This window comes from Marinobacter mobilis (assembly GCF_900106945.1).
GTDB lineage: Bacteria > Pseudomonadota > Gammaproteobacteria > Pseudomonadales > Oleiphilaceae > Marinobacter > Marinobacter mobilis.
Map to the genome: position 1 here is coordinate 214,998 of NZ_FNNE01000005.1, position 25,083 is coordinate 240,080.

General features: G+C 59.3%; 21 protein-coding genes. 9 read left to right on the forward strand and 12 right to left on the reverse strand.

Going from position 1 to position 25,083, the window contains the following annotated elements; translation table 11 throughout:
- Positions 1 to 16: 16 nt before the first annotated feature.
- Positions 17 to 1,717 carry a carboxypeptidase regulatory-like domain-containing protein gene (locus BLV11_RS09615; RefSeq protein WP_091812979.1) on the reverse strand — a complete coding sequence of 567 codons (1,701 nt, stop codon included), beginning with the start codon at positions 1,715 to 1,717 and terminating at the stop codon, positions 17 to 19.
- Positions 1,718 to 2,050: 333 nt separating this feature from the next.
- Between BLV11_RS09615 and budC the strand changes: the two genes are divergently transcribed.
- Together budC and BLV11_RS09625 are read left to right on the forward strand one after the other, a co-directional pair.
- Positions 2,051 to 2,833, forward strand: coding sequence for a meso-2,3-butanediol dehydrogenase (gene budC, locus BLV11_RS09620; RefSeq protein WP_091812981.1), 783 nt, complete (start codon positions 2,051 to 2,053; stop codon positions 2,831 to 2,833).
- A gap of 33 nt (positions 2,834 to 2,866) precedes the next feature.
- Positions 2,867 to 3,856, forward strand: coding sequence for an NADP-dependent oxidoreductase (locus tag BLV11_RS09625; RefSeq protein WP_091812984.1), 990 nt, complete (start codon positions 2,867 to 2,869; stop codon positions 3,854 to 3,856).
- Positions 3,857 to 3,957: 101 nt separating this feature from the next.
- On the opposite strand, the gene BLV11_RS09630 is transcribed toward BLV11_RS09625, so the two are convergent.
- Complete coding sequence (locus tag BLV11_RS09630) at positions 3,958 to 4,782, reverse strand: hypothetical protein (RefSeq protein ID WP_245725978.1); 825 nt, start codon at positions 4,780 to 4,782, stop codon at positions 3,958 to 3,960.
- 163 nt (positions 4,783 to 4,945) lie between these two features.
- Between BLV11_RS09630 and BLV11_RS09635 the strand changes: the two genes are divergently transcribed.
- A complete protein-coding gene (locus tag BLV11_RS09635; protein ID WP_091812987.1) occupies positions 4,946 to 5,587 on the forward strand; it encodes a metallophosphatase domain-containing protein in 642 nt (213 codons plus the stop codon).
- Positions 5,588 to 5,593: 6 nt separating this feature from the next.
- Here the strand turns inward: BLV11_RS09635 and BLV11_RS09640 are convergent, their stop codons facing one another.
- Positions 5,594 to 6,499, reverse strand: coding sequence for a DMT family transporter (locus tag BLV11_RS09640; protein ID WP_091812989.1), 906 nt, complete (start codon positions 6,497 to 6,499; stop codon positions 5,594 to 5,596).
- Positions 6,500 to 6,628: 129 nt separating this feature from the next.
- Here BLV11_RS09640 and BLV11_RS09645 point away from each other — a divergent pair, with 129 nt between their 5' ends.
- Positions 6,629 to 7,540, forward strand: a complete 912-nt coding sequence (locus BLV11_RS09645; protein ID WP_091812991.1) for a LysR family transcriptional regulator — start codon at positions 6,629 to 6,631, stop codon at positions 7,538 to 7,540.
- An 83-nt stretch (positions 7,541 to 7,623) separates the two neighbouring features.
- The gene (locus BLV11_RS09650) at positions 7,624 to 8,265 is read left to right on the forward strand and encodes an NAD(P)H-dependent oxidoreductase (RefSeq protein ID WP_091812993.1); all 642 of its coding nucleotides are present in this window, start codon (positions 7,624 to 7,626) and stop codon (positions 8,263 to 8,265) included.
- 13 nt (positions 8,266 to 8,278) lie between these two features.
- Here the strand turns inward: BLV11_RS09650 and BLV11_RS09655 are convergent, their stop codons facing one another.
- The 5 genes from BLV11_RS09655 to BLV11_RS09675 all read right to left on the reverse strand — a co-directional run bounded on the left by BLV11_RS09655 (position 8,279) and on the right by BLV11_RS09675 (position 12,583).
- Positions 8,279 to 8,926, reverse strand: a complete 648-nt coding sequence (locus BLV11_RS09655) for a phosphoribosyltransferase (protein ID WP_091812995.1) — start codon at positions 8,924 to 8,926, stop codon at positions 8,279 to 8,281.
- A 460-nt stretch (positions 8,927 to 9,386) separates the two neighbouring features.
- A complete protein-coding gene (locus tag BLV11_RS09660) occupies positions 9,387 to 10,715 on the reverse strand; it encodes a tetratricopeptide repeat protein (RefSeq protein WP_175528321.1) in 1,329 nt (442 codons plus the stop codon).
- A gap of 182 nt (positions 10,716 to 10,897) precedes the next feature.
- On the reverse strand, positions 10,898 to 11,383 hold the full coding sequence (locus BLV11_RS09665; protein WP_091813000.1) for a hypothetical protein: 486 nt from the start codon (positions 11,381 to 11,383) through the stop codon (positions 10,898 to 10,900).
- Positions 11,380 to 12,048, reverse strand: a complete 669-nt coding sequence (locus tag BLV11_RS09670; protein ID WP_139173223.1) for an anti-sigma factor family protein — start codon at positions 12,046 to 12,048, stop codon at positions 11,380 to 11,382. The genes BLV11_RS09665 and BLV11_RS09670 overlap by 4 nt, the downstream gene beginning before the upstream one ends.
- Positions 12,049 to 12,058: 10 nt before the next feature.
- Complete coding sequence (locus BLV11_RS09675; RefSeq protein ID WP_425433826.1) at positions 12,059 to 12,583, reverse strand: RNA polymerase sigma factor; 525 nt, start codon at positions 12,581 to 12,583, stop codon at positions 12,059 to 12,061.
- Positions 12,584 to 13,015: 432 nt separating this feature from the next.
- On the opposite strand from BLV11_RS09675, the gene BLV11_RS09680 reads away from it, so the two are divergent.
- The 3 genes from BLV11_RS09680 to BLV11_RS09690 all read left to right on the forward strand — a co-directional run bounded on the left by BLV11_RS09680 (position 13,016) and on the right by BLV11_RS09690 (position 19,389).
- The gene (locus tag BLV11_RS09680; protein WP_091813005.1) at positions 13,016 to 16,012 is read left to right on the forward strand and encodes a hypothetical protein; all 2,997 of its coding nucleotides are present in this window, start codon (positions 13,016 to 13,018) and stop codon (positions 16,010 to 16,012) included.
- A 107-nt stretch (positions 16,013 to 16,119) separates the two neighbouring features.
- Complete coding sequence (locus BLV11_RS09685) at positions 16,120 to 18,000, forward strand: DUF1302 domain-containing protein (protein WP_091813007.1); 1,881 nt, start codon at positions 16,120 to 16,122, stop codon at positions 17,998 to 18,000.
- A gap of 27 nt (positions 18,001 to 18,027) precedes the next feature.
- Positions 18,028 to 19,389: a DUF1329 domain-containing protein gene (locus BLV11_RS09690; protein WP_091813009.1), complete on the forward strand. Its 1,362-nt coding sequence runs from the start codon at positions 18,028 to 18,030 to the stop codon at positions 19,387 to 19,389.
- An 81-nt stretch (positions 19,390 to 19,470) separates the two neighbouring features.
- Here BLV11_RS09690 and BLV11_RS09695 read toward each other — a convergent pair whose 3' ends face one another.
- The 4 genes from BLV11_RS09695 to BLV11_RS09710 form a co-directional block, all read right to left on the reverse strand.
- Positions 19,471 to 19,713, reverse strand: coding sequence for an HP1242/YdcH family protein (locus BLV11_RS09695; protein WP_091813012.1), 243 nt, complete (start codon positions 19,711 to 19,713; stop codon positions 19,471 to 19,473).
- Between the two features lie 411 nt (positions 19,714 to 20,124).
- Entirely contained in the window at positions 20,125 to 20,970 is an 846-nt protein-coding gene (locus BLV11_RS09700) for an Nmad3 family putative nucleotide modification protein (protein ID WP_091813014.1), read from the reverse strand.
- 142 nt (positions 20,971 to 21,112) lie between these two features.
- Positions 21,113 to 22,687, reverse strand: coding sequence for a mucoidy inhibitor MuiA family protein (locus BLV11_RS09705; RefSeq protein WP_091813016.1), 1,575 nt, complete (start codon positions 22,685 to 22,687; stop codon positions 21,113 to 21,115).
- Positions 22,688 to 22,791: 104 nt separating this feature from the next.
- Positions 22,792 to 23,820 (reverse strand): helix-turn-helix domain-containing protein, encoded by a 1,029-nt coding sequence (locus tag BLV11_RS09710; protein WP_175528322.1) that lies wholly within the window; start codon positions 23,818 to 23,820, stop codon positions 22,792 to 22,794.
- Between the two features lie 134 nt (positions 23,821 to 23,954).
- Between BLV11_RS09710 and BLV11_RS09715 the strand changes: the two genes are divergently transcribed.
- Entirely contained in the window at positions 23,955 to 25,028 is a 1,074-nt protein-coding gene (locus BLV11_RS09715; RefSeq protein ID WP_091813021.1) for a fatty acid desaturase, read from the forward strand.
- Positions 25,029 to 25,083: the final 55 nt, after the last annotated feature.

Sequence of the window (25,083 nt, forward strand, 5' to 3'; positions counted from 1 at the left end):
ACAACAACACTTCTGCTTACTTGCGGTAATCCGGGTCGAGGCACATCAGCACCCCGGTGAACTCCTCCAGCGCCTGAACCGGAATCGGGTTATTGGTCATGCAGGCCCAGCCTTCTTCGGTGAAGGTGACATCCCGGGTATAGGTGCCACGCAGCGGAGCCGGATAGGCGGTAAAGGTTTCCTCGCGCGGATCAAAGCGGTAAATGTGATCGGTCATGGTTTCATTGATCCAGACATCACCGGTGGTCGGCGCGATGTTCAGGGAATACGGGCCCGGCCTTGCGCCCGGCGCAAACTCAGGCATGTCATAAACCTTGATATCCATGGTCTTGGTATCAATTCGGGCGAGCTGGCCGTGACCATAACCGGTCTGCCACAGCACGCCATCCTCAGCGAAACGCAGGCGGCGGGGACCAAACACCGGAGATTCGATTTCGGTTACTTCCAGGGTTTCCGGATCAATACGACCAATGCGGTTACCCCACAGACGGCTGTACCAGATGGAACCATCGTAGTTGCTGACCGCTACACCATAGGTCAATACCGCCGGAGTAATCGCGACCGGACGCGGTTCGGGCAGATCGATCAGGGTGATTTCCTGAGTTGCCGGATCCAGGCGGCCAATCTGTTCGGTGCCCACCACGGAGAACCACAGCATGCCCTTGGCATCCGTACGGATGGTGTGCGGGTATGGCGCGTTACCCGGCAGAGGAATCTTTTGCTCCCAGCGGTTGGTTTCGGCGTTGAACACGCCGATGGAGGCTGAATACGAGTTCGTGACGTAGAGTTTTCCGTCCGGGCCTTCCGCCAGGGAGTGCGGCCCGTGACGGACATTCACCTTGTTCATCGCTGGCGGAATGCCGAGCACCGTGAAGATGCCGCCCAGCGGCATGTCCTGCTCCGGGTGAGGTACAAACTCGGTTTCACCGGTCTTCAGGTTGGTGACGAACATGCCATCAGAGAACTGGTCTACCGTGTAAACCAGACCGTTCTTCGAGTGTACGTAGGCATCATGGGGCACACCGGAGCCGGGCAGCTGGAATTCGTACACCTTGGTATTGGCCAGGGCGTCATCAAACGGGAACTCAGGACGCATCCCGGTCGGCTCACCGTTGAAACCCTCGGCAAATATTTCAGCCCTGCGCCGATCTTTATCGGTAATACCAACCGCCCCCATGTAGGCGTGCATGCGATGGACCGTCTGCTGCCAGGAATCGGCCGGACGCACAGTGCGGGTAAACGGGTTACCGAGCTGATGACACGACAGACATTCAAGCTGGAACTTGTCGCGGGTAAACGGCTGGTCGTCCTCGGTATCAAACGGCAGCTCGTTAAAATGATAGGAAGCTGCCAGGCTTTCGGAAATCTCCCGGTCGGTCTGCAGTGGGGTCATGCGAAGATCTTTGCTCAGCATCGCATTGGCACCGTCGAGCCGCACCTGCATTTCGTGGTCAGCAAAGTAGTGGGCGCGAAAGCGCAGCCGCAGCTCACCGTCTAGCTCGGTTTCCAGCGCGTAACGACCGTTCGCATCAGAGTAGACCGACTCGGAGACCCCGGCCTGGACATTGGTCAGCCGAATGATCGCGCCGGCAATGGGGTCGCCCTCAGCATTACTCAGCTGACCGCTGATGGTCGATGCGGACACCGGCGAGACGGCGCCTATGGCGGCCGACAGCGCAATGCCTTGCAAACCCAAACGTTTTGTTTTTGTCATCATTGCAAATTCCCTCAGAGATTCTCACTGCCGGCGCAGGAAACCATCCGGCCTGGTAACGATGTGTTCCGGCCCGTTCTGAGCTCAGATCACCTCCCTCCATGGTATTGAGTGCTGCCGGTTCTGACTTATCCCTTTACGAATCACTTTTATCCTTTCGCGCCAGATAAACCTGACGATCACAGTCGGCGCTTATGTCGCGATATGCCAAGTGAAAGGCAGCTTTTATCAATTGTTTGGCAGGTTCCCGGGATAAAACATACTGCCGCATGAGCGGGCAATGCCCCGATGCGATGGCTCAAATCTCTCATTCAAACAATTCCAAGGTAGACAGAGATGCTGCAGAACAAAAAAGCGATTATCACGGGCGGTGCCTCCGGCATCGGTGCACAGGCCGTCAGGCTGTTCCAGGCAAACGGTGCCGACGTTGTGATCGCCGACATGAACGAAGACAGCGGTCTGGCACTTGCCAGCGAACTGGGCGCAGGCGTGTCGTTCGTCAAGGTTGACCTGAGCGTACCCGACGACATCGAAAACATGATCGCGTCCGCAATTGAAATCCTCGGAGGCCTCGACATCCTGGTTAACAACGCTGGCTTCGGTACCTATGGCCGCACCCACATCATTGAGCCGGAGACCTGGTACAAGGTGATGGAGGTTAACCTGAATGCCCTGTTCCACACCTGCCGCCATGCGTTGCCGCATATGATGAAGTCCGGCGGCAGCATCATTAACACCGCCTCAGTTTCAGGCACCCGGGCAGACTATGGTTTCAATGCTTACGCCGCTGCCAAGGGCGGAGTGATCAACTACACCCGTAACCTCGCGCTCGACTACGCTCTCGATAACATTCGCGTCAACAGTATCAGCCCCGGTCTGATCAAGACCCCGCTGACAGGCCCTCTGACGGGGCACCCGGACGCCTATGAACAATATCTCCACAACATTCCCATGAGCCGTGCCGGCGAGCCGGAGGAAATTGCCAAGGTCATGCTGTTCCTAGCCTCGGACCTGGCGAGTTATGTCAACGGCCAGAACATTAACGTCGATGGCGGCGTGACCGGCTGGAACGGTCAGCCACGGTTCACCAAGCTCTTTGGCGACGTCACCATTCCATAGGTCCGGGCCATCCCGGTTTCAGGAGGTTTAGCAATGAAATATCAGGCCATCAAGCTGGTCAGACGACCAGTCGGCGACATTACTTCTGACATTTTCGAGCGGGTTGAGCTGGAAACGCCTGCTCTCAAAGACGGCGAATTCCTGGTCAGGCAGACCCACATGTCCCTCGATCCCGCCATGCGAACCTGGTTGCAGGACAACGAGGACAGCTACATAGAGCCGGTCCGCCCGGGCGATATCATGCGCGCTTACGGCATTGGCGACGTGGTGGAATCCCGCAATCCGGCCTACCCGGAAGGCGCCCGAGTGGTTGGCGTTACCGGCTGGGCCGAGTACACCCTTGGTGGTGAAGACATGCAGGTCGTCGACCGCTCCGTCGATATCGGCGCGCTGATGTCGGTCCTTTATGTGCCAGGCCTAACCGCGTATGTAGGTCTGATAAAAGTCGGCCGTCCTGTCAGTGGCGAAACCATGGTCGTTACCGGTGCCGCCGGTTCAGTCGGTTCCCTAGTGGGCCAGATGGGCAAAGCAGAAGGCCTGCGGGTGATCGGTGTGGCCGGCAGCGAGGAAAAGTGCCGCTGGCTGGAAGAGGAGCTGGGCTTCGACAAGGCCCTCAACTACAAAGATCCGGACCTTGGCGAACAACTGGCCGCCGCGACACCAGACGGCATCGACCTTTACTTCGAGAACACCGGGGGCCCAATCCAGAAACTGGCGTTCGATCGCATGAACCGCCTCGGCCGAATGGTCGTGTGCGGCAACATCGCCGAGTACAACAACGACGTACCGACACCCGGGCCGAGCTGGGTTGATATCAACCTGAAAGCGCTACGGGTCGAAGGCTTCGTGATCACCGATCATTACGACAAGGCTGAAGAATCTACCCTTGCCATGATGGGTTACCTGCAGAAAGGCCAGATCAAGTTCCGCAGCCATGTGCTGACAGGGCTCGACAGCGCCATTGAAGGGGTTCAGCTGCTGTTCTCCGGCCAGAACCAGGGCAAGCTGTACGTCGAGCTCTGATCAAAGCTGTGTTTTCCGGACCACCGCCCAGATCCATTGGGCTGGGCGGTGGCCGACTTCTCTCCCTGCCTCCCGCTCACATTTCTCAGTCCCGAACCGCCTCAGGAGTTCGTCACAAACACCCAGTTGGTCCCGACATCATCACACACCACCACCCTTGCCCCGATTCCGGAACAGTAAGTCAGGCTTTGCGGCAACCGGTCCGTCAGACGTGAGGGCACGACTTTGGTGCGCTTATCCTCTTTCAGCAGCTGGAAGGTCTGTTCCATCCGTTCGCTGTAGTCAACACCCCTGGCCTGGTGGCGCTGAAAATTATGGTAAAACTCGCTGAAGCTCATGGTAGCGCCACCGAGGCCGATCTCCAGCATCTTGAGGATGTAACGGTCATAGGCGTCAGACAGATACTGGCGCAGCTCCGCCTCGTTCGAGGAATCTCCGGAAAACGCCACCAGCCCCAGACGATTGCTCTCCGCCAGCACTCCGGACGCCAGCTCGCCGTTGGGTTGGTTGGTGGCCAGGCGGTAACGGCGATGACCACAATCAATCACCTCGCCCTGCAGCGAACACCCCTGCATGCCCTGAGGCTCAGGTAACCGTTGGGGATCAGCGGTTGCGACGGGCTCTACGGAACGGGGCTGGGGCGCCGGCTCCGCGGCCACCGGTGTTGCTCGCTCCGGCACGGCCAGGTCAATGCCCAGCCGCGCCGCCGGGCGTTTAAGCAGCAGGGCCTGAACCTGCAGCGAATTGCGCCGGAAATCCTCAAACGAAGGCAGACTTCCGCCACCACCGCCGGCGATGATTTCGCAGTAGACCCGTTCATAATCGCTCTGTGGCTGGGGACATGCGGCCGCCGCGACGATCCCGCCCGGCAGCATCAACCCGCCCAGCACCAGCCCCTGAAATAACCAGAGCACCGCCCGTTGCATAAACGTCACCTCAAAGAAGGGAAAATCGAACCTCTACTTTACCGGATTTCTTCTGCCATCACGTCAATGTCCTCCCTGACGAGCCTCAACGGTACCTTCCCCTGCGCCATACAGTCATACTGTGCTAGTGTCCGGTTAACCCCGCAGGAAAAAGCGCAGCAGCATGAAACTGACCGTCATTTCCGACACCCACGGCATGCATGAAAAGATCGCCAGGATTCCCCACGGCGATGTGCTGATTCACGCTGGCGACAGTCTGGGCCGGGGTACACTTGAGGAGCTGGAAGCTCTCAATGACTGGCTCGGCCGCCTGCCTCACCGCCACAAGATCCTGATCGCCGGCAACCATGACTGGTGTTTCCAGAACGAGCCGGAGGAGGCTCGCCGCCTGGTCACCAACGCTGTCTACCTGGAAGACAGTGGCATCGAGATTGATGGTCTGCAGTTCTGGGGCAGTCCGTGGACACCCGAGTTTTTCGACTGGGCGTTCAACCTGCCCCGGGGTGACGCTTTAGCCCGACGCTGGGCGCAGATTCCCGATAGTACCGATGTGTTGATTACCCACGGCCCGCCAATGAACATCCTTGATCAGGTCGGCGAGCGGTTCGGAGGCCAGCACGTCGGCTGTGAAGCATTGGCGGAGCGAGTGGCGCAACTTCAGCTTCGTGCCCACCTGTTCGGTCACATCCATGAAAGCCATGGCCGCGAACAGATCGACCGCTGCCTGTACATCAACGCCAGTACCTGCAACGGCCAGTTCAGGCCTGACAACGCGCCGGTGTCGGTGCAACTCGGGGCGTACTGACGCCCCTCAGCGCCTCCAGTTAGCCAGCACCACCCCCGCCATCACCACACCGACACCCAGCCAAACCTGCCAGCCAAAATGCTCACCAAAAATCAGGAAGGCCAGGACCAGGCCCATCGGGGCAATGACGAATCCGAGCTGACTGAGAAACACCGGCGACGACCGCCGCTGCAACTCGAAGAACCCGCGGTAAGTCAGCGCTGACACCGCTGCTTGCGCCGCTAACACCCATGCCACCTCCCAGCCCGGCGCCAGTGCCTGGTGGATCTGCCCGGTAAACACCAGCACCACCAGTAACACCAGAGCCCCGCTCAGCAGCATGCCTGGCGCCAGTTGTTTCGGGCTGGCACCTTCCGGCCAGGCCACGGTGCGGTAAACATTGCCAATGGCCAGGGAAAGCGGCACCAACAGCCCCAGCAATAGCCATGGCAACGCTCCGGAGCCGACGCCGTCCGTATCCGGCAAGAGGATGCGGACACAACCAACAACCCCCAACAGCAGGCCTGAAACTCGAAGAGGACTCAGGGATTCCATCCTCATCGCCAAGGCCAGGGCGTAGGTAATCAACGACGGCAAGGCATACAGCGTCGCCGTCAGGCCCGATCCCACATGACCGACCACAATAAACGCCAGGGCATTAGGTATGGCAATGGCGGTCAGGCCGCTGACCAGGAAGTAACGCCAGGTCCGTCGCAACGGCAGCCCGGTCGCGCCGCGCGTTGACCACAGGCACAACAACAGGCCGCCCCCCAGGGCCTGCCAGAAGGCATAGCCCAAGGCACTCATGCCTGCAGCCATAGCCACTTTCGCCAGCGGCAGCATCAGCGCGATCAGGCTCCCGACCACAAGCAACAACAGGTAGGCGACCGGATCACGCCGGTTCACGGCGACGGAGGCATTGGCCAGCATCATCGGTTCTCCCAGGTTGGTTAACAGCCGCCATTGTGATCAGCGCCGCCTCAGTGTTCGCCCCCCAATTTGGAAAAACACTTTTCACCTGTGAGAGACTGTTAGCCGACTCACCACTGCACAGGGAACATTGTGGACCGACTTAAAGGCATTGAGTACTTCAAACGTATCGTCGAACTGGGCTCCTTTACGGCCGTGGCGGAGGAGTTTGGCTGTTCCAACGCGGTCATTTCCAAGTACGTCAGATACCTGGAAGACTGGACCGGCGCACGCCTGGTCAACCGCAGTACCCGCAGCATCAGCATCACCGAAGAAGGCCAGTCCTTCTACGACTATTGCGTCAACGTGCTCGACAACACCGGTCAGGTACTGGACACCCTGACCGCCAACCACGATGTCAGTGGGCAGCTGGTGGTGGCCTGTCCGGTGTCGTTATCCGTCAGGGTTCTGGCCCCGCTGGTATTCCGTTTCCAGCAGGCTCACCCCGGACTCACGATCCGCCTCAGGCTGAGCGATGAAATGACCGACCTGATCAGTAACGGGGTCGATGTTGCCATTCGCGGCACCGGGCAGCTGGCGGACTCGGCCCTGGTAGCCACCGCCGTGGCACAGATGGAACGCTGCGTGGTGGCTTCTCCCGGCTACCTGAGCCAACATGGTCAGCCCGGCTCCATCGATGAACTCAGTCACCATCAATGCCTGGTGTTCAGCCTCAGTCAGGACAGTCTGCAATGGGAGTTTGGCGATGACAACGGCCGCCGCAGCGTGGCCATTAGCGGCCCATTGATTGCCGATAACTCGCTGATGCTGGTGGAGGCGGCCCGAGCCGGTCTGGGGATCGCGCTGGTACCCCGAAGTTACATCCACGACGAGCTGCAGGCCGGATCGCTCACCGAGCTCGAACTGGGACTTCAGCCCATCCCGCGCACCATCTACGCGGTTTACCCAGGGCGTCAGCACCTGCCCAGGCGCACACGGCTGTTCATCGACTACCTGAAGACCCACGTTGCAGCCGCTCTGGAGGGTACCCTCACCGTTTCGTGAAAACAGCTTTTGCGCGTTGGCTCTCGTTCCCACACCGCCGCCCCGGCACAGTGTCTCCTTCAACTGACAGGAGGAGACAACCCATGTTTACAGACGTACTTGATGCCCTTAACTGGCGCTATGCCACCAAGCGCATGAATCACCACACCGTGCCCCAGGCCAGCATCGACCGGATTGTCGAGGCCGCCCGGCTGGCGCCATCGTCCTATGGCCTGCAGCCCTATACCCTGCTGGTGATTACTGACCCGCAGCTGCGCGCCAGGATCCAGCAACAGGCGGCGCCACAGCCGCAACTGACCGAATGCTCCCACCTCCTGGTCTTTGCCACCTGGGCCTCAGTGGATGAACCCCGTGTCGACGAGTTCCTGGCACTGACCGCGCTCAAACGCCAGATTCCGGTAAGTGACCTCCAGGGCTACGGTGAGGTCATCAAAGGAACCCTGAGAACCCTCGGAAGCAATCAGGCCCGGCAGCAGTGGGCAGCCCGACAAGCCTACATTGCCCTTGGCATGGCTCTGACGGTGGCGGCGCTGGAAGGCGTCGATGCCACACCGATGGAAGGCTTCGATCCACTCGAGCTTGACCGGATATTAGGTCTGGAAGGGAAACAGCTGAACAGCGTGGTGATGGCCACTCTTGGTTACCGGGACACCGATCAGGACGCCCTCGCTGGCCAGGCTAAAGTGCGAAGGCCTCTCGCGGAGTTCCGCCAGGTGCTGGACTGACACAGCGGGGCAGTCAATCTGGCGCAGGGCTCCCCAGCAGCCGGCAAACGTCCTCATCCGCCACCTGATCAAAGTGCTGATACCAGTAGCCGACCGCCGTAAAGTCCACGGGCTCCATAGGGCATACAACCTGGTCGACCAAGGTACGGAACTCATCGGCACTGTCGCGGGCGGCCACCGGTACTGCGACCGTTATCCGCGCCGGATGCTGCTTGCGTACAGCGAGCACCGCTGCGTGCATGGTCGCCCCGGTGGCCAGACCATCATCCACCAGAATCACATGGCGGCCACTGATCCGCGCCGGTGGGCGATCGCCACGGTAGCGACGCGAACGCTCAGTAAGGGTCTGCTGCTCCCGGGCCTGAACCCGTTCGACATCACCCTCGGACACCCCGAGCCTTGGGATAAGGTATGCATTGAGGTAGCGTGAGCCATCTTCAGCAATGGCCCCCATGGCCAGTTCCGGCTGCAAGGGCGCGCCCAGCTTGCGTACATTGAGCACGTCCAGCTCCAGGCTGAAACGGTCGGCAATTTCTGCGGCGACCGGCACCCCGCCCCGGGGCAAACCGAGAACCAGGGTATCCTGGCCCACATCAGTTTTCGCCAGTGCGTCCGCCAGGCGCTGGCCAGCATCAATGCGGTCAAGATAAGTGGATGTCATGGCATTGGCCTCCCTGTGATGGGCTTGCGAGGCGCTGTATCTGCATCCGGTTACCTTTTCACTATAGCCCCCGATCCCGGTGGCGACAGGTGCCTCAGGCAACAATTCCTCCGGCTGACGCAACCCCCCGCCCCTGGTGGCAAGCGTGCGGCTCAACCCAGAAGGCGTGTCATATCCGGCCGACACCCCAGGCAAAACGGAACTGCTTCAAAAAAGTAAAAAAAAAATGGAACCGCAGCGACGCGCCCGGCGTGTTGATGAGAGGAGTGCTATTTTGCCAGAGCAAATGGTACTTCCGACCTCTGTCCTCGGTGCCTGAGTGGTTGTGAGTATTGGAACCCTCACTTCCCGGCAGCTCCTTTAGCAAGTGGGAGTTTGTGACAGATCGTCCGGCTGGCTTTCGAAGGCCAGGTCAGTCGGATTTATTTACCCGCCCCACCCCCCTGGGGCGGGTATTTTTTTAGAAGCTGATCTCAACCCCTGCATCAACAGACTGATTACTGTAATCATAGCGATCGATATTGCTGGCATTGGTCTTGTAATCGTAGGTGGCCATCAATGCCACACCATTGCCCAGAGACCAGCGGGCATCCAGCCCAGTCTGCAACCGGGTATCTGAACGCCGAATCACCGCGGTTCCCCCGGGCACAACCAGGCGACTGGAGTCCCGATACTTACTGTAACGAACGCCAGTACTGAGTCCCAGTTCCAATGCGCTCAGCACGGGGTAGGACACTCTCATCTCCAGCTGGTGGCGCTGGGGAGACAAACTGTAGAATTCGGTGCTCGTGGTCAGATCGTCCCGATCATTGTATTCAGCGCGATAATCCAGCTGCCCCTTCCAACCCTGCCAGAGCACCTGATAACGGGCATCCAGCCGATAAAACTGGCCATCGTAGGGATCGTATTCGGGCTCGGCCATCACTTCGGCAGCCGTAAAGCGGATCCGGCAGCGTTCGGCCGCAAACCAGCCCACACATCCACCCTGCTGATACTCCGCCAGTAACCGGGCATGCTGCTCCTGGGCTGAGCCCCCCCGGTACAACCAGGCACCCACCGCCCCGAGGCGAACGGATCCTGGCCCGGCGGCCTGAACCCAGCTCATCGCCAGCTGGCCGACGTCACTGTCGAAATCCTGCTCGGAAACGTACTGGCGCCGATAGATGCCAAAGTCACCGCGAACGCCTGCCTCGGCAGCGCCCCAGAGATAGCCGTTGCCAGCCAGCACTGTTTCGAAAAACGCAGCACTGACATCGGAACGGGCACTGTCTGGAAACAGTCCGATATTGCTTTCATAGCCGCCGCTGAGCGCTGCGTAGCCAAACCATCGCTTCTCGTCTGCACCATCAAGGCCGGGCTCCCCAAGACGCGCCAGCTGACGCTCGGCAAGCGTATTCAGATTCTCCGCGGCATTGGCCTCGATAACCACGCGGAAGGCCGCCTTGGCTGCGCCGGTATCATCCTGTTTCAGGGCAATCAGACCGAGGTTATAACTGGCAAGGGCGTGGCTGTCGGTATCTAGTAACTGGCGAAAGGATTCAGCCGCCTCGTCATAGCGTCCGAGCTGGTAATAGACAACACCCAGATTGTAGGAGAGAGAGGGAGAATCAAGCCCCTGGTTTCGGGCATTCTCAAGGTACAGGCGAGCTTCATCAAACTGGCCCTGCTGGAAAGCCTCGACACCGTACTGGAACAGGGTGTCTGTATCTGCCCACTGGGCAGGCACACTGGTGCTTGCCAGGACCAGCAGACATCCCAGCACAAGGGGCGATTTGAACAGCTGCAACAAGAAGGAGTTCCCCCGCATCCGATACTTCAAGCCGTACAACACTAAGCGGCCATACGTTCACGGTATTACGGGTTCTACATTAAAGGCAAAAGGTGAGCTTAACAACGAAAAAAACGGCGACCACGCCCCGCGGCGCAAATCCCGTGCAGTCAATTCTGTGATCAGTGGCCGTTCCTGGCGATTTACAACTTGCCGTCGATCAGCGGATCATCAAGCAGGTTGCCATCGGTCAGGTTATCCTCGTTAATCAGAGGAAGATCCGGATCTTCAAGAATCGGAAGATCCAGACCTGGGTCCTCAAGGATCGGAAGATCCAGCTCTGGACTTGTATCGACGCCCTCACCAGGCAATTCGGTATCCAGAGCGTCCCTCGATTCCCGGCTCTGCTCGGCCAGCGTGTCACCCGCTTCCCGGCCTACCTCCAGGGCATCAGCGGCCAGTTCCTGACCGAGATTCTCGATACCGAATTCAACAGCTTCCATATCATTCAGTAACTCAGGTAATTCCAGCTGCTGAACAAAACCGCCTGACAGTGCCTCGTCGTCCGTCACCATTCGCATGGTCACGTCGAGTTCATTGTCGGCATTGGCCACCACTGACATCAACAGCAACACGGCTGTGCTTCCGACTGTCAGCAGGTACCGCATTAAACGCTCAGAAAACGTCATGATGCAGGCTCCGATTTAGCTTGAATAGGTGCCCGGAAAGTCTTTTGCCTTGTGCCGTCATCCAGGTGGGCCACCAACTGGCCATCACCGGGGAACAGAACTTTCAGCGGCAGCGAGAGCACATTGTCCCCCTGCTGCAGGCTCACTTGCCAGCTCAGGCGGTGACGACCCGGGAATGATGCCAACTCTACATTCGGCGGCAACTCCAGGGTCAACGTCACGTCATCCAGGGCATTATTGGAATGGAAGGCCAATTGGACGGTTTGCTCTTCCGGAGCAAATACTTCCGGCACTGTGTCTGTTACTTCCGATTCCACCACCAGGGCGGGTTGCGCGATCTCCGGCGACTGCTCCTGCAGTCCGATGTAGATCCCGAGGGCCAGCACGGCGGCAACCGCACCTCCCATTACCGGATGTTGCCAGACAGCACCGGTCTTTCTTCCCTGTTTGCCGGTGGCCACCGCCAGGACTCTGGATTCGAAGTCGTCGCTGGGCGCTGGCACACTCTGTGCCCGCAACGCGTCCAGGAACGAATGTTCCGCATCCAACCGATCTGCACAGGACGGACATTCGGCCAGGTGGGACTCCAACGCATGCTCCATCGCAGGCGCCAGTTCTCCCCGGGCATATTGTTCCAATTGTTTACTGAACAGATCACATGGCATGGCATTCACCTCAATCACTCACACGCTCACGGTGGCCAAAAGGTTCCACTTCTTTTTGCAATAATTCCCGAAGTTTTGCCCGGCAGCGATGGAGCCGTGATTTGATGGTACCCACCGGAACATTGAGCACCTGGGCAATGTCCTCCTGGCGCCAGCCATCAGCGTCGTGCAGCAACAACAAGGTCCGCTGGTCCGGTGACAACCTTTCCATAACCCGGGCGAGGGTTCCCGCCAACTGTTCCTGAGTAATGCACTCAAACGCATCCTGGGTGTGGGCATCAAAACTGTCGAGAAAGCTGTCCTGATCAGCCCCATCGGTCAGCGTGCTGACTGACACTTCATTCTGGCGGCCTTTCTTGCGGGTATTATCAATAAACTGGCGATACAGGACGCGGTTCAGCCAGGGCCGCAGCTGTTCAACCTCCTCCAACTCCTCAAGCCGCGGAAACAACTTCACCATGACATCCTGCACCAGGTCTTCAGCGTCATCACGCTGCCCGGTCAGGCGGTACGCAAAAGCGTACATGCTCTGCATATGAGGCTGCACCTTTTGCTCAAAGCGTTTGGCCTTCGAGACTCGGAAAGGAAGCAGACTCAAACAGCTACCCTCATGGTTAATTCCTGATTAGCAGTGAGTACCGGGAAAACAGCGCCGGAACGGCGAAAGATTCAACAGTATCCGGGACATAGTTATACCAGAATACCACGTTCACCATCCGTGCGTTCATCCCAAAACGAATACCATCCCCCCAAAGATTTTGCATTCATTCCAGACTTTTATTTGAAAAATGAGACCCGACCGCTTCAACCACCAAGAATAAGCACATAAACATCAGCCACTTATCAAAAAAGGTGAATGAATTTTCATAATTTGACAGTTTGTTACGGAACCAGATGTCTACCACTTTCGTCTTATCACCAAGCACGCAGCGCTTTGCTCAATCACAAAAACAACAGGTGTACAGACATGATCAACAGCAAGCAGTCACTACTGGCGGCGGCCATTACCAGCGTTGGGCTGGCTGGCTGCCTGGACAGTGGCGGTCGTACTGGCAACAACGTTAACCCCGATTACCAGATCGACTTTCCCGCCATTGCCGAAGGCACAAGTCCGGTATTTGCACCACTGGATACCGCGTTCCCAATCCCCAGCGACGCCCTGTTCTTCCTTGATGAGACCGGCGATGGCACCATGCTGGACGGAACCGACCCGGCCAACCCGGTCACCACCGGTCTCGGCCACCTGGATGGCAACTCTGTACTGGCCGCCATCGACCTGAAAATTGAAGCGAGCATCGATGCCAGCCAGACGCTGGACGCGCGTGAGTTCATTGAACAGGACGGCCAGGTTGTACCCAACCCTGATCAGAATGTGTTCCTGACCGAGCTTGAGTATGCCTCAGGCGATAGCCTGCAACACCTGGAGGGTGAGGTAGCCGGCATTCGCTCAGCAAACCGTTACCGTCAGGCCCTCGCGCTGCAGGAAAGCGGCGACACCGCCGGTGCTGACGCCATTTTTGCCGACCTGCTGATACCGCGGGTACGGGTGGACCTACTGGACATCGACGGTGGCCAGAACAACCTGATCCGCATCACCCCGGTGACGCCGCTGTCAGCCAAGACCCGATACGCTGCCGCCCTCAGCAACAGCATTGTCGATGCCGACGGCGAGCCACTGGTGGGATCCGTCACTTACCAGAGCGTTTCCGATACCAGCCGCACGCTGTCCAACGAAGCGTTGGAGCCGTTCCGTGAGGCCATGGCACCGGCCCGTGAAGTGACCGCCGACTACTTTGATTTCAAGCGCAACATTCTGGGTGCGGGCGCCGTCAGCAAGCAGTTCGCCGACATCCCCATGGCCACCCACATCACGACGACTGCGGTGGAGGATGTGCTGCTGGCGAATGCCGCTCCGCAAACCCATTTCCTTCGCCAACTCCAGATTCAGGCCCGTCAGGACAACCTTGCCCTGCTGTTAAACGGCAGCTACAACCTGACCCAGCAAGCCGTGAGCGGTGGCAATCAGGCGGTCAATGATGAAATTTACAACCGCCTGACGGATCCGACTTACCGGCTCTACGATGCCGCGCTGGCCGCTATCCTCTCCGATGCCCGCACCCAGGGCATCGCTCTGAGCTATGCCGATGTGGTCGGCAGCAGTGGCGACCGGAGCCTGGCCTTTACCCTGCAAGCCGCAACCGCCGACGCCACCGACAGCACGCTCGATCAGAGCGCCGCCGCCGCGACGCTCGCGGCCGAGGCGGACGCCCTGCTGGACACCCCGAAAGCCCGTACGGTACGGGTATTCAGCCAGAAGGAAGGCGCCGAGGTTAACCCCGCATTGGAGCAGACAGCCGTAGATCTTGGCGTGACGGAGGTCAACGTCAACATTCAGGTCTATGAAGGCGAAATTACCCTGCCCTATTACCAGCCCCTGCCCGAGGGCGCCGATGGCACGCCCATCCAATCCAGTGGCTGGACGGCCGCAGATTTCAGCGCCAGTGACAGCCTGGACAATGCGATCTCTGACCGGATCACCTACCGCTTCCCGTTCCCGGCCAAGGTCACGGACACCAAGGTTCCCATTGTGATCGCCACGCCGGATGAAAATTTCGGCGCGCCCCCAGCCAATGGCTACCCGGTGATCATGTACCAGCACGCCGCCACCACCGATCGCTCCGCGGTGCTGACCATGGGTACCGCCGCCGCGCTGCTGTGTCTGACCGATGACGGCGGCCCCGTTAACGGTGACGACTGCTTTGTCACGATCGGTGTCGATCAGCCGTTGCATGGCATCTTTGACAGCGGTCTGGTGGGTCTGACGCCAATCACCGAACAGGCCAACGCCTCGCCCGATGCAGTGGAGCGTCACTTCGGCTTCGCCGCGGATGCAAACCTGGCCGCCGTTCCGGCCAGCCAGCTGACCGCCCCCGGCTCCGGCAGCCTGTTCCTGAACTTTGCCAACTACATGAACACCCGGGACAACATGCGCCAGGGCGTACTGGACCTGCTCAATATCAACGCGTCGTTGCAGGGTATTGAGGATGCCATAAACGCCTGCCAGACAGCGGGCAACTGTACCAACGGTATCAACTTTGACCTTAACCGGGTCTACTTCCTCAGCCATTCCCTCAGCGGCATGGGTGGGGTTGCGTTCCCGCACATCGCTAACGCAGCCATTGCCGCGGGCAACACGAATCTGGCGCCGATCCAGGCCGCCAACTTCCTCAACACCGGTGGTCATTTCACCCGTCTGGCAGAAAACTCGCCGGCGGTCGCACCTCAGCTGCTGCCCGGTCTGGATGCCGCGTCTGACGGCCTGCTGAGCCAGGGACGCACGGAGATGAACATCTACTTCGACGTGTTCCAGGGCCTGTTGGATTCCGCGGACCCCACAGCCTTTGCCAGCTATTACGCCAGCAATGGCATTCCGACTCTGCTGACGTCCATTGTGGGTGCCAGTGGCGATGCGGACCGGCCTACCGACAGTACGATCCCCAATGCCGCTGACGACCTGCTTTACGGTCAGGGTCCGCTGCAAACCGTGATCGCTGAAACCGGCTTTGTCATCGACAGCGAGCGGGCCCCACTGGCCGGCACCGACCCCTTTGCTGCAGCCATGGGCGCGGAATCCACCCCGCTGGCGACCGGGTTCCCGATGATCACCCGCTATCTGGAAGGCTCCCACGGCAACCCGATTTCGGCAGGCCAGAAGGGCTCCGACCCCTTCAGCTCCAGCGCCGTGTTTAATGAAATGGCCGCACAGCTGCTCTCCCTGTTTAACACCGGGGCTGTCACTGTCACCAACCCCTGCGTAGTTCAGGATGCCGACCAGTCTGGCAGCGACTGCAGTGACACTGGCGGCAACACCGACCCCGGTGCGAACCCGGATGGCGGTGGTGACGGCGGCGACGGCGGTGATGGCGGCGACGGCGGCGGCTTGATCGACATCCTGCCGCTCTGACACAGCGCACACGCAACTGACAACAACAAGTAAAGCTTAATTAAAGGCGGCCGGGGCGTCTGGACGAGCCTCGCCCCGATCACCGCCAAACGTGGAGTTTCAGAGCCATGAACAAGACCAGATTCACCCTGTCCCGACTCGCGCTGGCCCTCGCCACCGTGTCCACAGGCTCCCTGAGCCTGACTGCCCAGGCCTTTGATTTCGAGTTCTATGACATCAACGCATCGCTGTCTACGACCCTTACCGCGGGTGTTGGGATTCGTCTCGAAGATCAAGATCCAGACCTCATTTCCCAGGGTAACCTGGGGCCTGAATTTGCGTTCTCCAATACCGGCGCGTCGTCCAACAACTTCGATGACGGTAACCTGAATTTCGAAAAGAATGACTTCTATTCCCAGATCCTCCGTGGCCGTTCCGAGCTGTTTCTGGACTACGCGCCCGACAGCAACGTACTGACCCGGGTAGGCGCTCTCACCCGAGTCACCTACTACTACGACCACATCCTTCGTGAGCAGGATTTCGCCACCGATGCAGTAGGGCAGACCCGCTCTCTGAGCAAGGATGGCCACGATAATGCCGCCGGTGTCGAACTGCTGGATGCCTATGTGTTCAGTGACTGGTACTTTGGTGACACCCCGGTGTCCATCCGCTATGGCCGTCAGGTCGTGAACTGGGGGGAAAGTACCTTTATCCTCGGCGGTATCAATGCGGTCAACCCCATCGATGTACCGGCCTTCCGCGCCCCAGGGGCGGAACTCAAGGACGTACTGCTGCCCGTGGAAATGCTCTACACCTCGATCGGCATAACCCCGGATCTCACCCTCGAAGCCTTTGTCCAGACCGACTGGCAGAGCTTCAAAATTGACGACTGCGGCACCTACTTCTCCACCAACGACGTTGCCGCCGATGGCTGTGGCCCGGTATTGCTGGCCGGCCAGGTGCCGGATGCCCAGGCCTTCCAGGAAGGCTTCTTTGCGCCCCGTGCCGGAGATGTCGAACCCGGTGAACAGGACCAGTTCGGTGTTGCCATGCGCTGGTTCCTCGCCGACCTGGATGCGGAGCTCGGCTTTTTCTACACCCGCTACAATAGCCGCCTGCCCTACTTCAGCGTGATCGCCAACAACCCGGGCGATGCCGACAGCACCCAGTTCAATGACCCTGACCAGCCCTTCAGCCGGTTCCCGAGCTATTACATCGACTACCCCAAAGGCATCAACCTTTACGGCATCAGCCTCAACACCACCCTGCCCACCGGCACCTCGCTCGGTGCCGAGTACAGCTACCGGGAAAACATGCCGATCCAGTGGAACACGCTGGAATTGATCTATAACGGTTTGCAGTTCCGGGGCCCCGATGGCCAGGTACTCAGTACCCGCGAGCAACAGCTCCAGTCCGAAAACCCGGGCCTCAACTACGCTGGCCAGGAAATCGACGGCTACGACCGTTTCGGTGTCTCCCAGGCCCAGGCCACGGTTATTCACTTTATCGACCGGATCATGGGCGCAGCCCGCTTCATCATTGTCGGTGAAGTTGGTGCCACCTACATCCATGACTTCCCGAACTCCTCGGAAGCCCGCTTCGGCCGCTCCTCCCTTTACGGCGCCGGTCCGCTGCCTCTGGACGGTGAAAACTTCAGCGGTGATTTCTGTACCGAGAGCGCCAACATCAACCCAACCAACTGTGTCGATGACGGATTCACCACGGCCTTCTCATGGGGTTACCGTGCCCTGTTCGTTTGGGATTACCCCAACGCCGTCGCTGGTATCAACCTGAAGCCCAAGGTGTTCCTGGCGCACGATGTTGAAGGCTATGCACCAGACCCCGGTGGCAACTTCAACGAAGGCCGCAAAGCGGTGGCCCTGGGTCTCGATGCTGAATACCAGAACGCCTACAAGGTGTCGCTGAGCTACACCAATTACTTTGGTGGTGACTTCAACACCATCAACGACCGCGATTTTGCGGCCGCCAGTATCTCTTACTCATTCTGATAACAACATAACCCGGAGACTCTAATCATGCGTAGACTATCCCTGCTCTCCACCGGCCTGCTGGTCGGTAGCCTGGCCATCGGCAACTCTGCCCTGGCCCAGGTCTCTGCGGCGGAAGCCGCCAAACTGGGCGACACTCTGACCCCGATCGGCGCCGAGAAAGCCGGCAATGGCGACCAGATTCCCGAGTGGACCGGCGGCCTGACCGAGGCCCCGGCCAATTACCAGGGCGATGGTCGCTACGTCGATCCGTTCCCCCAGGATCAGATGCTGTTCAAGATCGATCGCAGCAACGTCGACCAGTACGCCGACAATCTGACCCCCGGCCAGATCGCTACCATCAAGACCTACGACGACTATTTCATTCCGGTCTTTGAAACCCGCCGTACCGCTGCCTATCCGGAAGCTGTACAGCAGCAGACCATCGAAAACGCAACCACCGTGGGTCTGGTTAGCAGCGGTAATGGCCTCGAGAACTACTCCACCGCCACCCCGTTCCCGATTCCCCAGAACGGACTGGAAGTCATCTTCAACCACATCACCCGCTACCGTGGCGGTTCCTTCACTCGCAATGTGGCCCAGGTCACCCCGCAGCCTAATGGTGATTTCAGCCCGGTCCGATTCACCGAGTTCTTTACTGAGCGGGTCGCGCTGGCAGACTTCGCCCCTGGTGAAGACGACAACGTGATGTTCTATTTCAAGCAGGCCATCACCGCACCGAGCCGTCTGGCCGGTAACGTCCTGCTGGTGCACGAAACCATCAACCAGGTTGAAGAACCCCGCCGTGCCTGGCTCTACAACTCCGGCCAGCGCCGGGTGCGTCGCGCCCCGAACGTAGCCTACGACGGCCCGGGTACTGCGGCCGACGGCCAGCGTACTTCAGATAACCTCGACCTCTATAACGGCGCTCCGGATCGCTATAACTGGGAGCTGGTGGGCAAGAAGGAGCTCTACATCCCCTACAACTCCTACCGCCTGACCGATGCCAGCCTGAGCTACGAAGACATCATCCAGCCCGGCCACATTGACCAGAATCTGGCCCGCTACGAGCTGCATCGGGTCTGGCATGTACGTGCCACCCTGAAGGATGGTGAGCGCCACATCTACGCCCAGCGGGACTTCTACATCGACGAAGACACCTGGCAGATCGCCGTCGTCGACCACTACGATGGCCGCGGCAACCTGTGGCGGGTGGCAGAAGCCCACGCTATGCAGATTTATGATGCCAACATCCCGGCTTACGCCTTCGAGACCCTGTACGACCTGCTGTCTGGTCGTTACCTGGTCATGGGGCTGACCAACGAGGAAGCCGAGCCCTACAGCTACGGCACCGAGCGCCGCTCCAACGAATACACCCCGGCTGCTTTGCGCCGCGCAGGTGTACGTTAAGGGTCACGAACGGATCCCGCTGTAGAAATGACAAAGCCCGGCTAAATGCCGGGCTTTGTCATTATGGCCTGCCGGAAAAGGTCAGGAGTGTTTGCTGAACTGGTGGTAGAGCCGGTCCTTCAGGTGCGCCCGTTCCTGCTTCATATCCCGGAAATGGTCATCGTCGGTTGGTACATCGCGCACTTCCAGGCCTCGGATCTTCTTGTCCAGTGCGTCGTATTGGTCACTCAGTTCACGAAATTGGGGATCGGTTTTGCGGAGTTCCCGGATGACTTCCTTATAATCGGGAAAATCGACCTTCAAGGCATGGTCGCTGATGGACATACATGACTCCCTCCTTTGACTGTGACGTTCAGGAGCACACGCTCCCCTCTATAAAAGATAGTCCAAGTACTGCCGAATAGGGAGCCGACACCGGCCCAGGTCACTCGAACAGCTGTCGCCGCAGTTCCAACAGGCTTGCTTGAAGTAGACGGGAAAGACCGTTGGCAGGGACCTTATTGGAACCGGGGTGAGGCATGTTCTATTCCTTCATAATCGTTGTTATAGGTATTGTCGAAGAACACATTCGGATAACGACCACCACGTTCTGGCCCAGACCAAAAGATGATAATTAATCGCGGTTGCGCTTTTATTAAACAATGATGAAAAATTACGGGACAAGCACTGACCGGGCGAAAGCATGACCCAGGTCTCAGCCAGCGTCGTCAAAACAACCACAATGGCCTGATATGACTAAACAAAGAGACCCGCGAGCCAGCTCTTCAGATCGGGATAAGCCGCCATATCCAGCACAAACTCCTGCCCCCTCGCCGCAGCTTTCAGGTGACAGACAGCATCATCGAGTTGCCAGCGATCCGGGTTGTGGTGATAGCTGAGCGGCACGCGCCCTGCTCCCGGGAAAAACCCGGTGGGTAGCTGCCAGTGAGTGGGAGACGGTGCTGCCGTAGCGGTCAGCCGATGACCATCGGACATGCGCCGGAAGATGCCGGCGCCAGGCAGATCGCCCTCCGCGCCCGCCACTTGCAGCCGTTCTGCGGCCAGGTAGAGGGTATTATTGGGGTCAGCTTCGCCATGCAGGTGAGGATGGTAACGGACCCAGGGCAGCGCCTCAGGGGCCAGCTGGTCGACGGTCACGATCTGGCCAACCTGCAACCATCCCCAGAACCCATGAAACGCCTTGCTGCCCTTGACGAACCGCCACTGCCGACCAACCTTCTCGGCAGCCCGGAATAAACCAAAGAACAGAAACAGGTCACCCACGCCAACCCCCTGATTGCGGAGATGGCTCTGGGCTGCACCACTCTGACCCAACAGCGGGCGCCAGCCCGGTTCACGGGGATAGGCCGCAGCAATCAGATCCGGGTCGAGGTGAGCCCCCTGGCCACGGCGTTTGCAGTCGCCACTCAGCCCCGCGACCAGATCCGCCACATTAAGGCCCTGGTGACGGATCTCCCGGTAACGGATCCGCGAGCGGGCATCCGGAATTGGCAAGGCATAGACGCTGCCATCAGGAAACAGTGGACTGGGGCAGCCTCCGGCGGAGGAATCAAACCCTTTTCGGCTCAAGATCAATCGCATGGCTGGACATCTTGCGGCAATCGCCGGCCCCACTCAAGGTCCGGTCAAGCCACCTCCAGACTGGTTTGGAATACCTGCCCATCCACAAAAAAGCCCGCAGCATTCGTCGCGGGCTTTTTTGCTTCACGGTCAGGGCAACGGCTCAGGGAATATAAGGCAGGTCCTGCCCCTCTGGCACTTTCACCTCAAAACCGGCCCGGAAGGTGACCGTGCGGCCAGGGGCCACCACCCGATCCCAGGCAATAACGCCGGGCTTGTTGTCGACGCTGTCCTGATATGGCGTGGTGATGTCCTGATAGGTCACCTGAATGTCGTCGTGGCGGGACACCGGCAGACGGTCCACCACCCTCAGGTCAATGGGCGTGGTGTGGGCGTTGGTAACCTCATAGCGGGTAACCCGCTCCAGATAAGGCTGGCCACTGATCAGACCGCGTTCACCGCGCTGGTCGGTCTCCCGCACCGCCTCGACCGTCACCTTGTCATCGACACCAAACGACATAGCCAGCCTGTCTGCAGGCTCGGTCTGCGCCAGCCAGCCCTGCCCTATGAACTGGTTATCCTGATAAAGGGTGATCTGGGCCGCCGGCAGGGTCACCTCGCCGTCGTACTTGGTCTCCCCGACGACATACCCCAGGCCAGATAGCGCAGGCACCATCTGGCGGATGACCTTCGCCGGCAGCTGATAACCGGCAACGGTAAGACGCTTGTCACGGGTGCCATCTGCCATGCTGACCTGACCGGAGATACGGTAATACTGGGTCAGGCCGTTGGATTCCAGGGTCGCCATCTGCGCCGCCGCAACCTGCGGCTCATCCTGAGGCATCCGCGCCGCCGGGGCCATGGCGACGGCATCCATCTCCATGGCCTTACCCAGCATAGGCTGCGGTTGTGGATTGAGAATCCAGGGTGATGGGTCCGGCAGCCGGCCCCCCACATCCGGATTGGCCGTGGACAGGCTCAACTGAACGTTATGCCAGTCTTCGCCGGTATTCTGGTACACCACCGCCTGATGGGTCAGCCCCAACTCGTTAGCGGCCGTATCCAGGCGAGCCTCGTAGGCGCTGCTCCAGCCGGCATTGCGGGTCTGGTACTGCAGCTGCACGCTGACTTCAGCCGCGCCACCGGCACTGTAGCCGATAGCCAGATTCTTGACCTGTCGCGGTACCTGGCTGATGACCGCCAGCTCACGCTGCAGCCGATCCTGTTCCGCCACCAGCTCACGCTTTTGTTGCTCGATCGTGCGGATATTGGAAAGCGACTTGCTGGCCTGATCAAACAGGCTGTCGGCCACCACCGCCACATTGTCCGGCAAGGTGCCTTCGCCATCATCGCGGGTGTAGCGGTCCAGCAGATCCAGACGGTAGCGCCAGGCACGAATGGCATCATCATGGGCGCGGATATCGTCTTCCACGGTCTGCAGCGCCTGACGCAGCTCTGACAATGTCTGGGCCTGCGTTTCGGTGGTCTGCTCGGTCGCCACGCTGACTTCACGAATCACCGTGCCATTCGCCCCGCTGACCGCGACCCGCAGGGATCGCTCCAACAGCCCGGCAGGCAGATTGCGGATCTCGATCACGCCGTCTCCCGCCTGCACCATGGCGGTTTCTTCCCGGGTCACCGTGGCCTGCCCCGGGTATAGGGTCACCGCTGTAACCTTTGCCAGTGCCGTCAATGGCAACCAGGCCGCCATCAACACGATCAGCCGTTTCTTTCCCATAGCATTCCCTTACCTGCGTCAACGAATGTGTGTACCTGCAACCGCCAGCAATAGGCGTACAGGCAACATACCGTGCTCGTGGACAGATTTGGATTAAAGAATTGTCAGCTGTGGAGGGGAACTTCCCGCGCCTGGCGGTAAGCCCGGGGTGATTCTCCGGTCCAGCGCCGGAATGCCCGGCTGAAGTTGGTGACGTCGTTATAGCCCAACAGATCCGCAACCTGGCCAATACTCAGGCCACCAGAAGCCACCAGTCGCAGCGCACGGTCGCGGCGGATATGTTCCACCACCTCGCGGTAGCTGACGCCCTCGTCGCTCAACCGTCGTTGCAGCGTACGCGGTGACAAATGTAACTTGTCTGCCACTTCCTCCATGGAAGCAAAGCCCTGCTGTTCATCAAACGCCAGATCCCGGACCAGCTGATAGGTCGAGGAGTTGCCCGCCAGCCGGTTGAGTTCCTGTTTGCACTGTTCCCGTGCCAGCCTGGCTGCAATCGGGTCCGCCATCACCAGCGGGCGGTCAAGGATTTCCGCCGGGAAGATCAAGCCATTGTATGGCTGTTCAAACCGCACCTCTCCCGGCACCAGGTGTTCAAAGCGACTGAAATACTCGGGTCTGGCCACCTTGACCATGCCGATACCGCTGACCGGTTTGCCCGTCAGGCTCTGGCCCATGGTGGCGAAGCCCAGCAACATCACCTGGGCGCCAACATTCCCCAGTTCAAACTGTGGGTGGGTTTCTTCAAAACGCAGGATCGCCTGATCGCCCTGCTGCTCGAAGTGCAGCGTCATGATGCTGAAGTACAGGCTGGTAAAGGCCTGGGTCAGCTCGATCACTTCCCGCATGTTATTTGCCACCATCGCCGCCTGGCCAAAGACGCCATGGTAGGAGGCTTTCATCTGAAGCCCCACGTGGTAGCCAATGCCAGGTTCGTTGGTGAGTTTTATCGCCCGTCGCAGCAGGGCCGCAAAGGTCGGCTGGGGAACTTGGCAGTTCGCTTGCAGCAAGGTGGACGGATCAATGCCAGTGCCATCGAGCAAGGTGTCCATGGACAGCGACCAACGTTCCAACACGTCGGCCAGCAGCAAAATGTAGGTGCCGGGTACCACCGGCGCGGATGAGCTTGCAGTCATTTTTATTATGACACCCGTTTGGCGGCTAATGATCACTTTTTGACACCCAATCATAGCCGCAATTTGTGAACCCGGCCACATAATGGCTGCCATAGAGACACCGTGTTAGCCCCCTTTTCGGAGACAACGGAAATATGAACAACTCAAACAACGCGATGACCGATCTTCAAAAAACCGAACACATCCGCAAGACCGTGCTCGATGCCGGCCGTGCGCTGCGGGAACGGCACAGCTGGCTGCGGCACCAGAACACCATCGGGGCCACCATCATGATCGTGTCCGTGCTCGGAATGATCGCCAGCGGCTGGGCCTATGTTGCCGGAGTGATTCCCTGGTGGCTGTGTGTGCCGGTGACTGCCATCTTTGCGTCGTTTATCCACGAACTGGAACACGACCTGATCCACCTGATGTATTTCAAGAACCGGCCCTGGATCAACGACCTGATGCTGGCCGTAGGCTGGGTCGCCCGGGCCAGTACCGTCAACCCGTTTGTCCGTCGCAAGCTGCACCTGCATCACCATAAGTTTTCCGGTACCGAGAGCGACCTGGAAGAACGTGGCATCACCAACGGCACCCCCTGGGGTCTGCGCCGTCTGCTGATGACCGGCGACAACATGCTGGCGATAATCCTGCGCCCGCTGGAGATGCTTCGTGCCACCCGAGCCTATATTCGCTCCCAGAAGCCGAAAGACAGCAAGGAAGTTCGCCGCATGCGGCTGGAGCAGCTGACCTCTTACATGCCTATCGGCAACCTGTATTACGTCTGTTTCCACACCTGGGTGGTCGCCAACGCTGTACTGATCGGTGCCGACTTCATGGGCTCCCCGATTGAACTGAGTGCAACCCTGAGCCAGGGTCTGGACGTGCTCAACACCGCTGCGGTCGTTTACATGCTGCCGTCGCTGCTGCGCACCTTCTGCCTGCACTTTATCAGCTCCAACATGCACTACTACGGTGACGTTGAAGCCCGCAACGTGATGCAGCAGTGTCAGGTGCTGAACCCCTGGTGGCTGATGCCCATGCAGCTGTTCTGCTTCAACTTCGGCAGCACTCACGCCATCCACCACTTCGCGGTAAGGGAACCTTTCTATATCCGCCAGTGGACTGCGCCAACCGCTCACAAGGTCATGCGCGAAATGGGTGTACGTTTTAACGATTTCGGCACCTTCCGCCGCGCCAACCGCTTCGCCCGTCCTTCCGAGGCCTGAAGCTGACATCACCCGGCCCACCAGGGCCGGGTGATGTCGTTCTTTACCGTCGTCC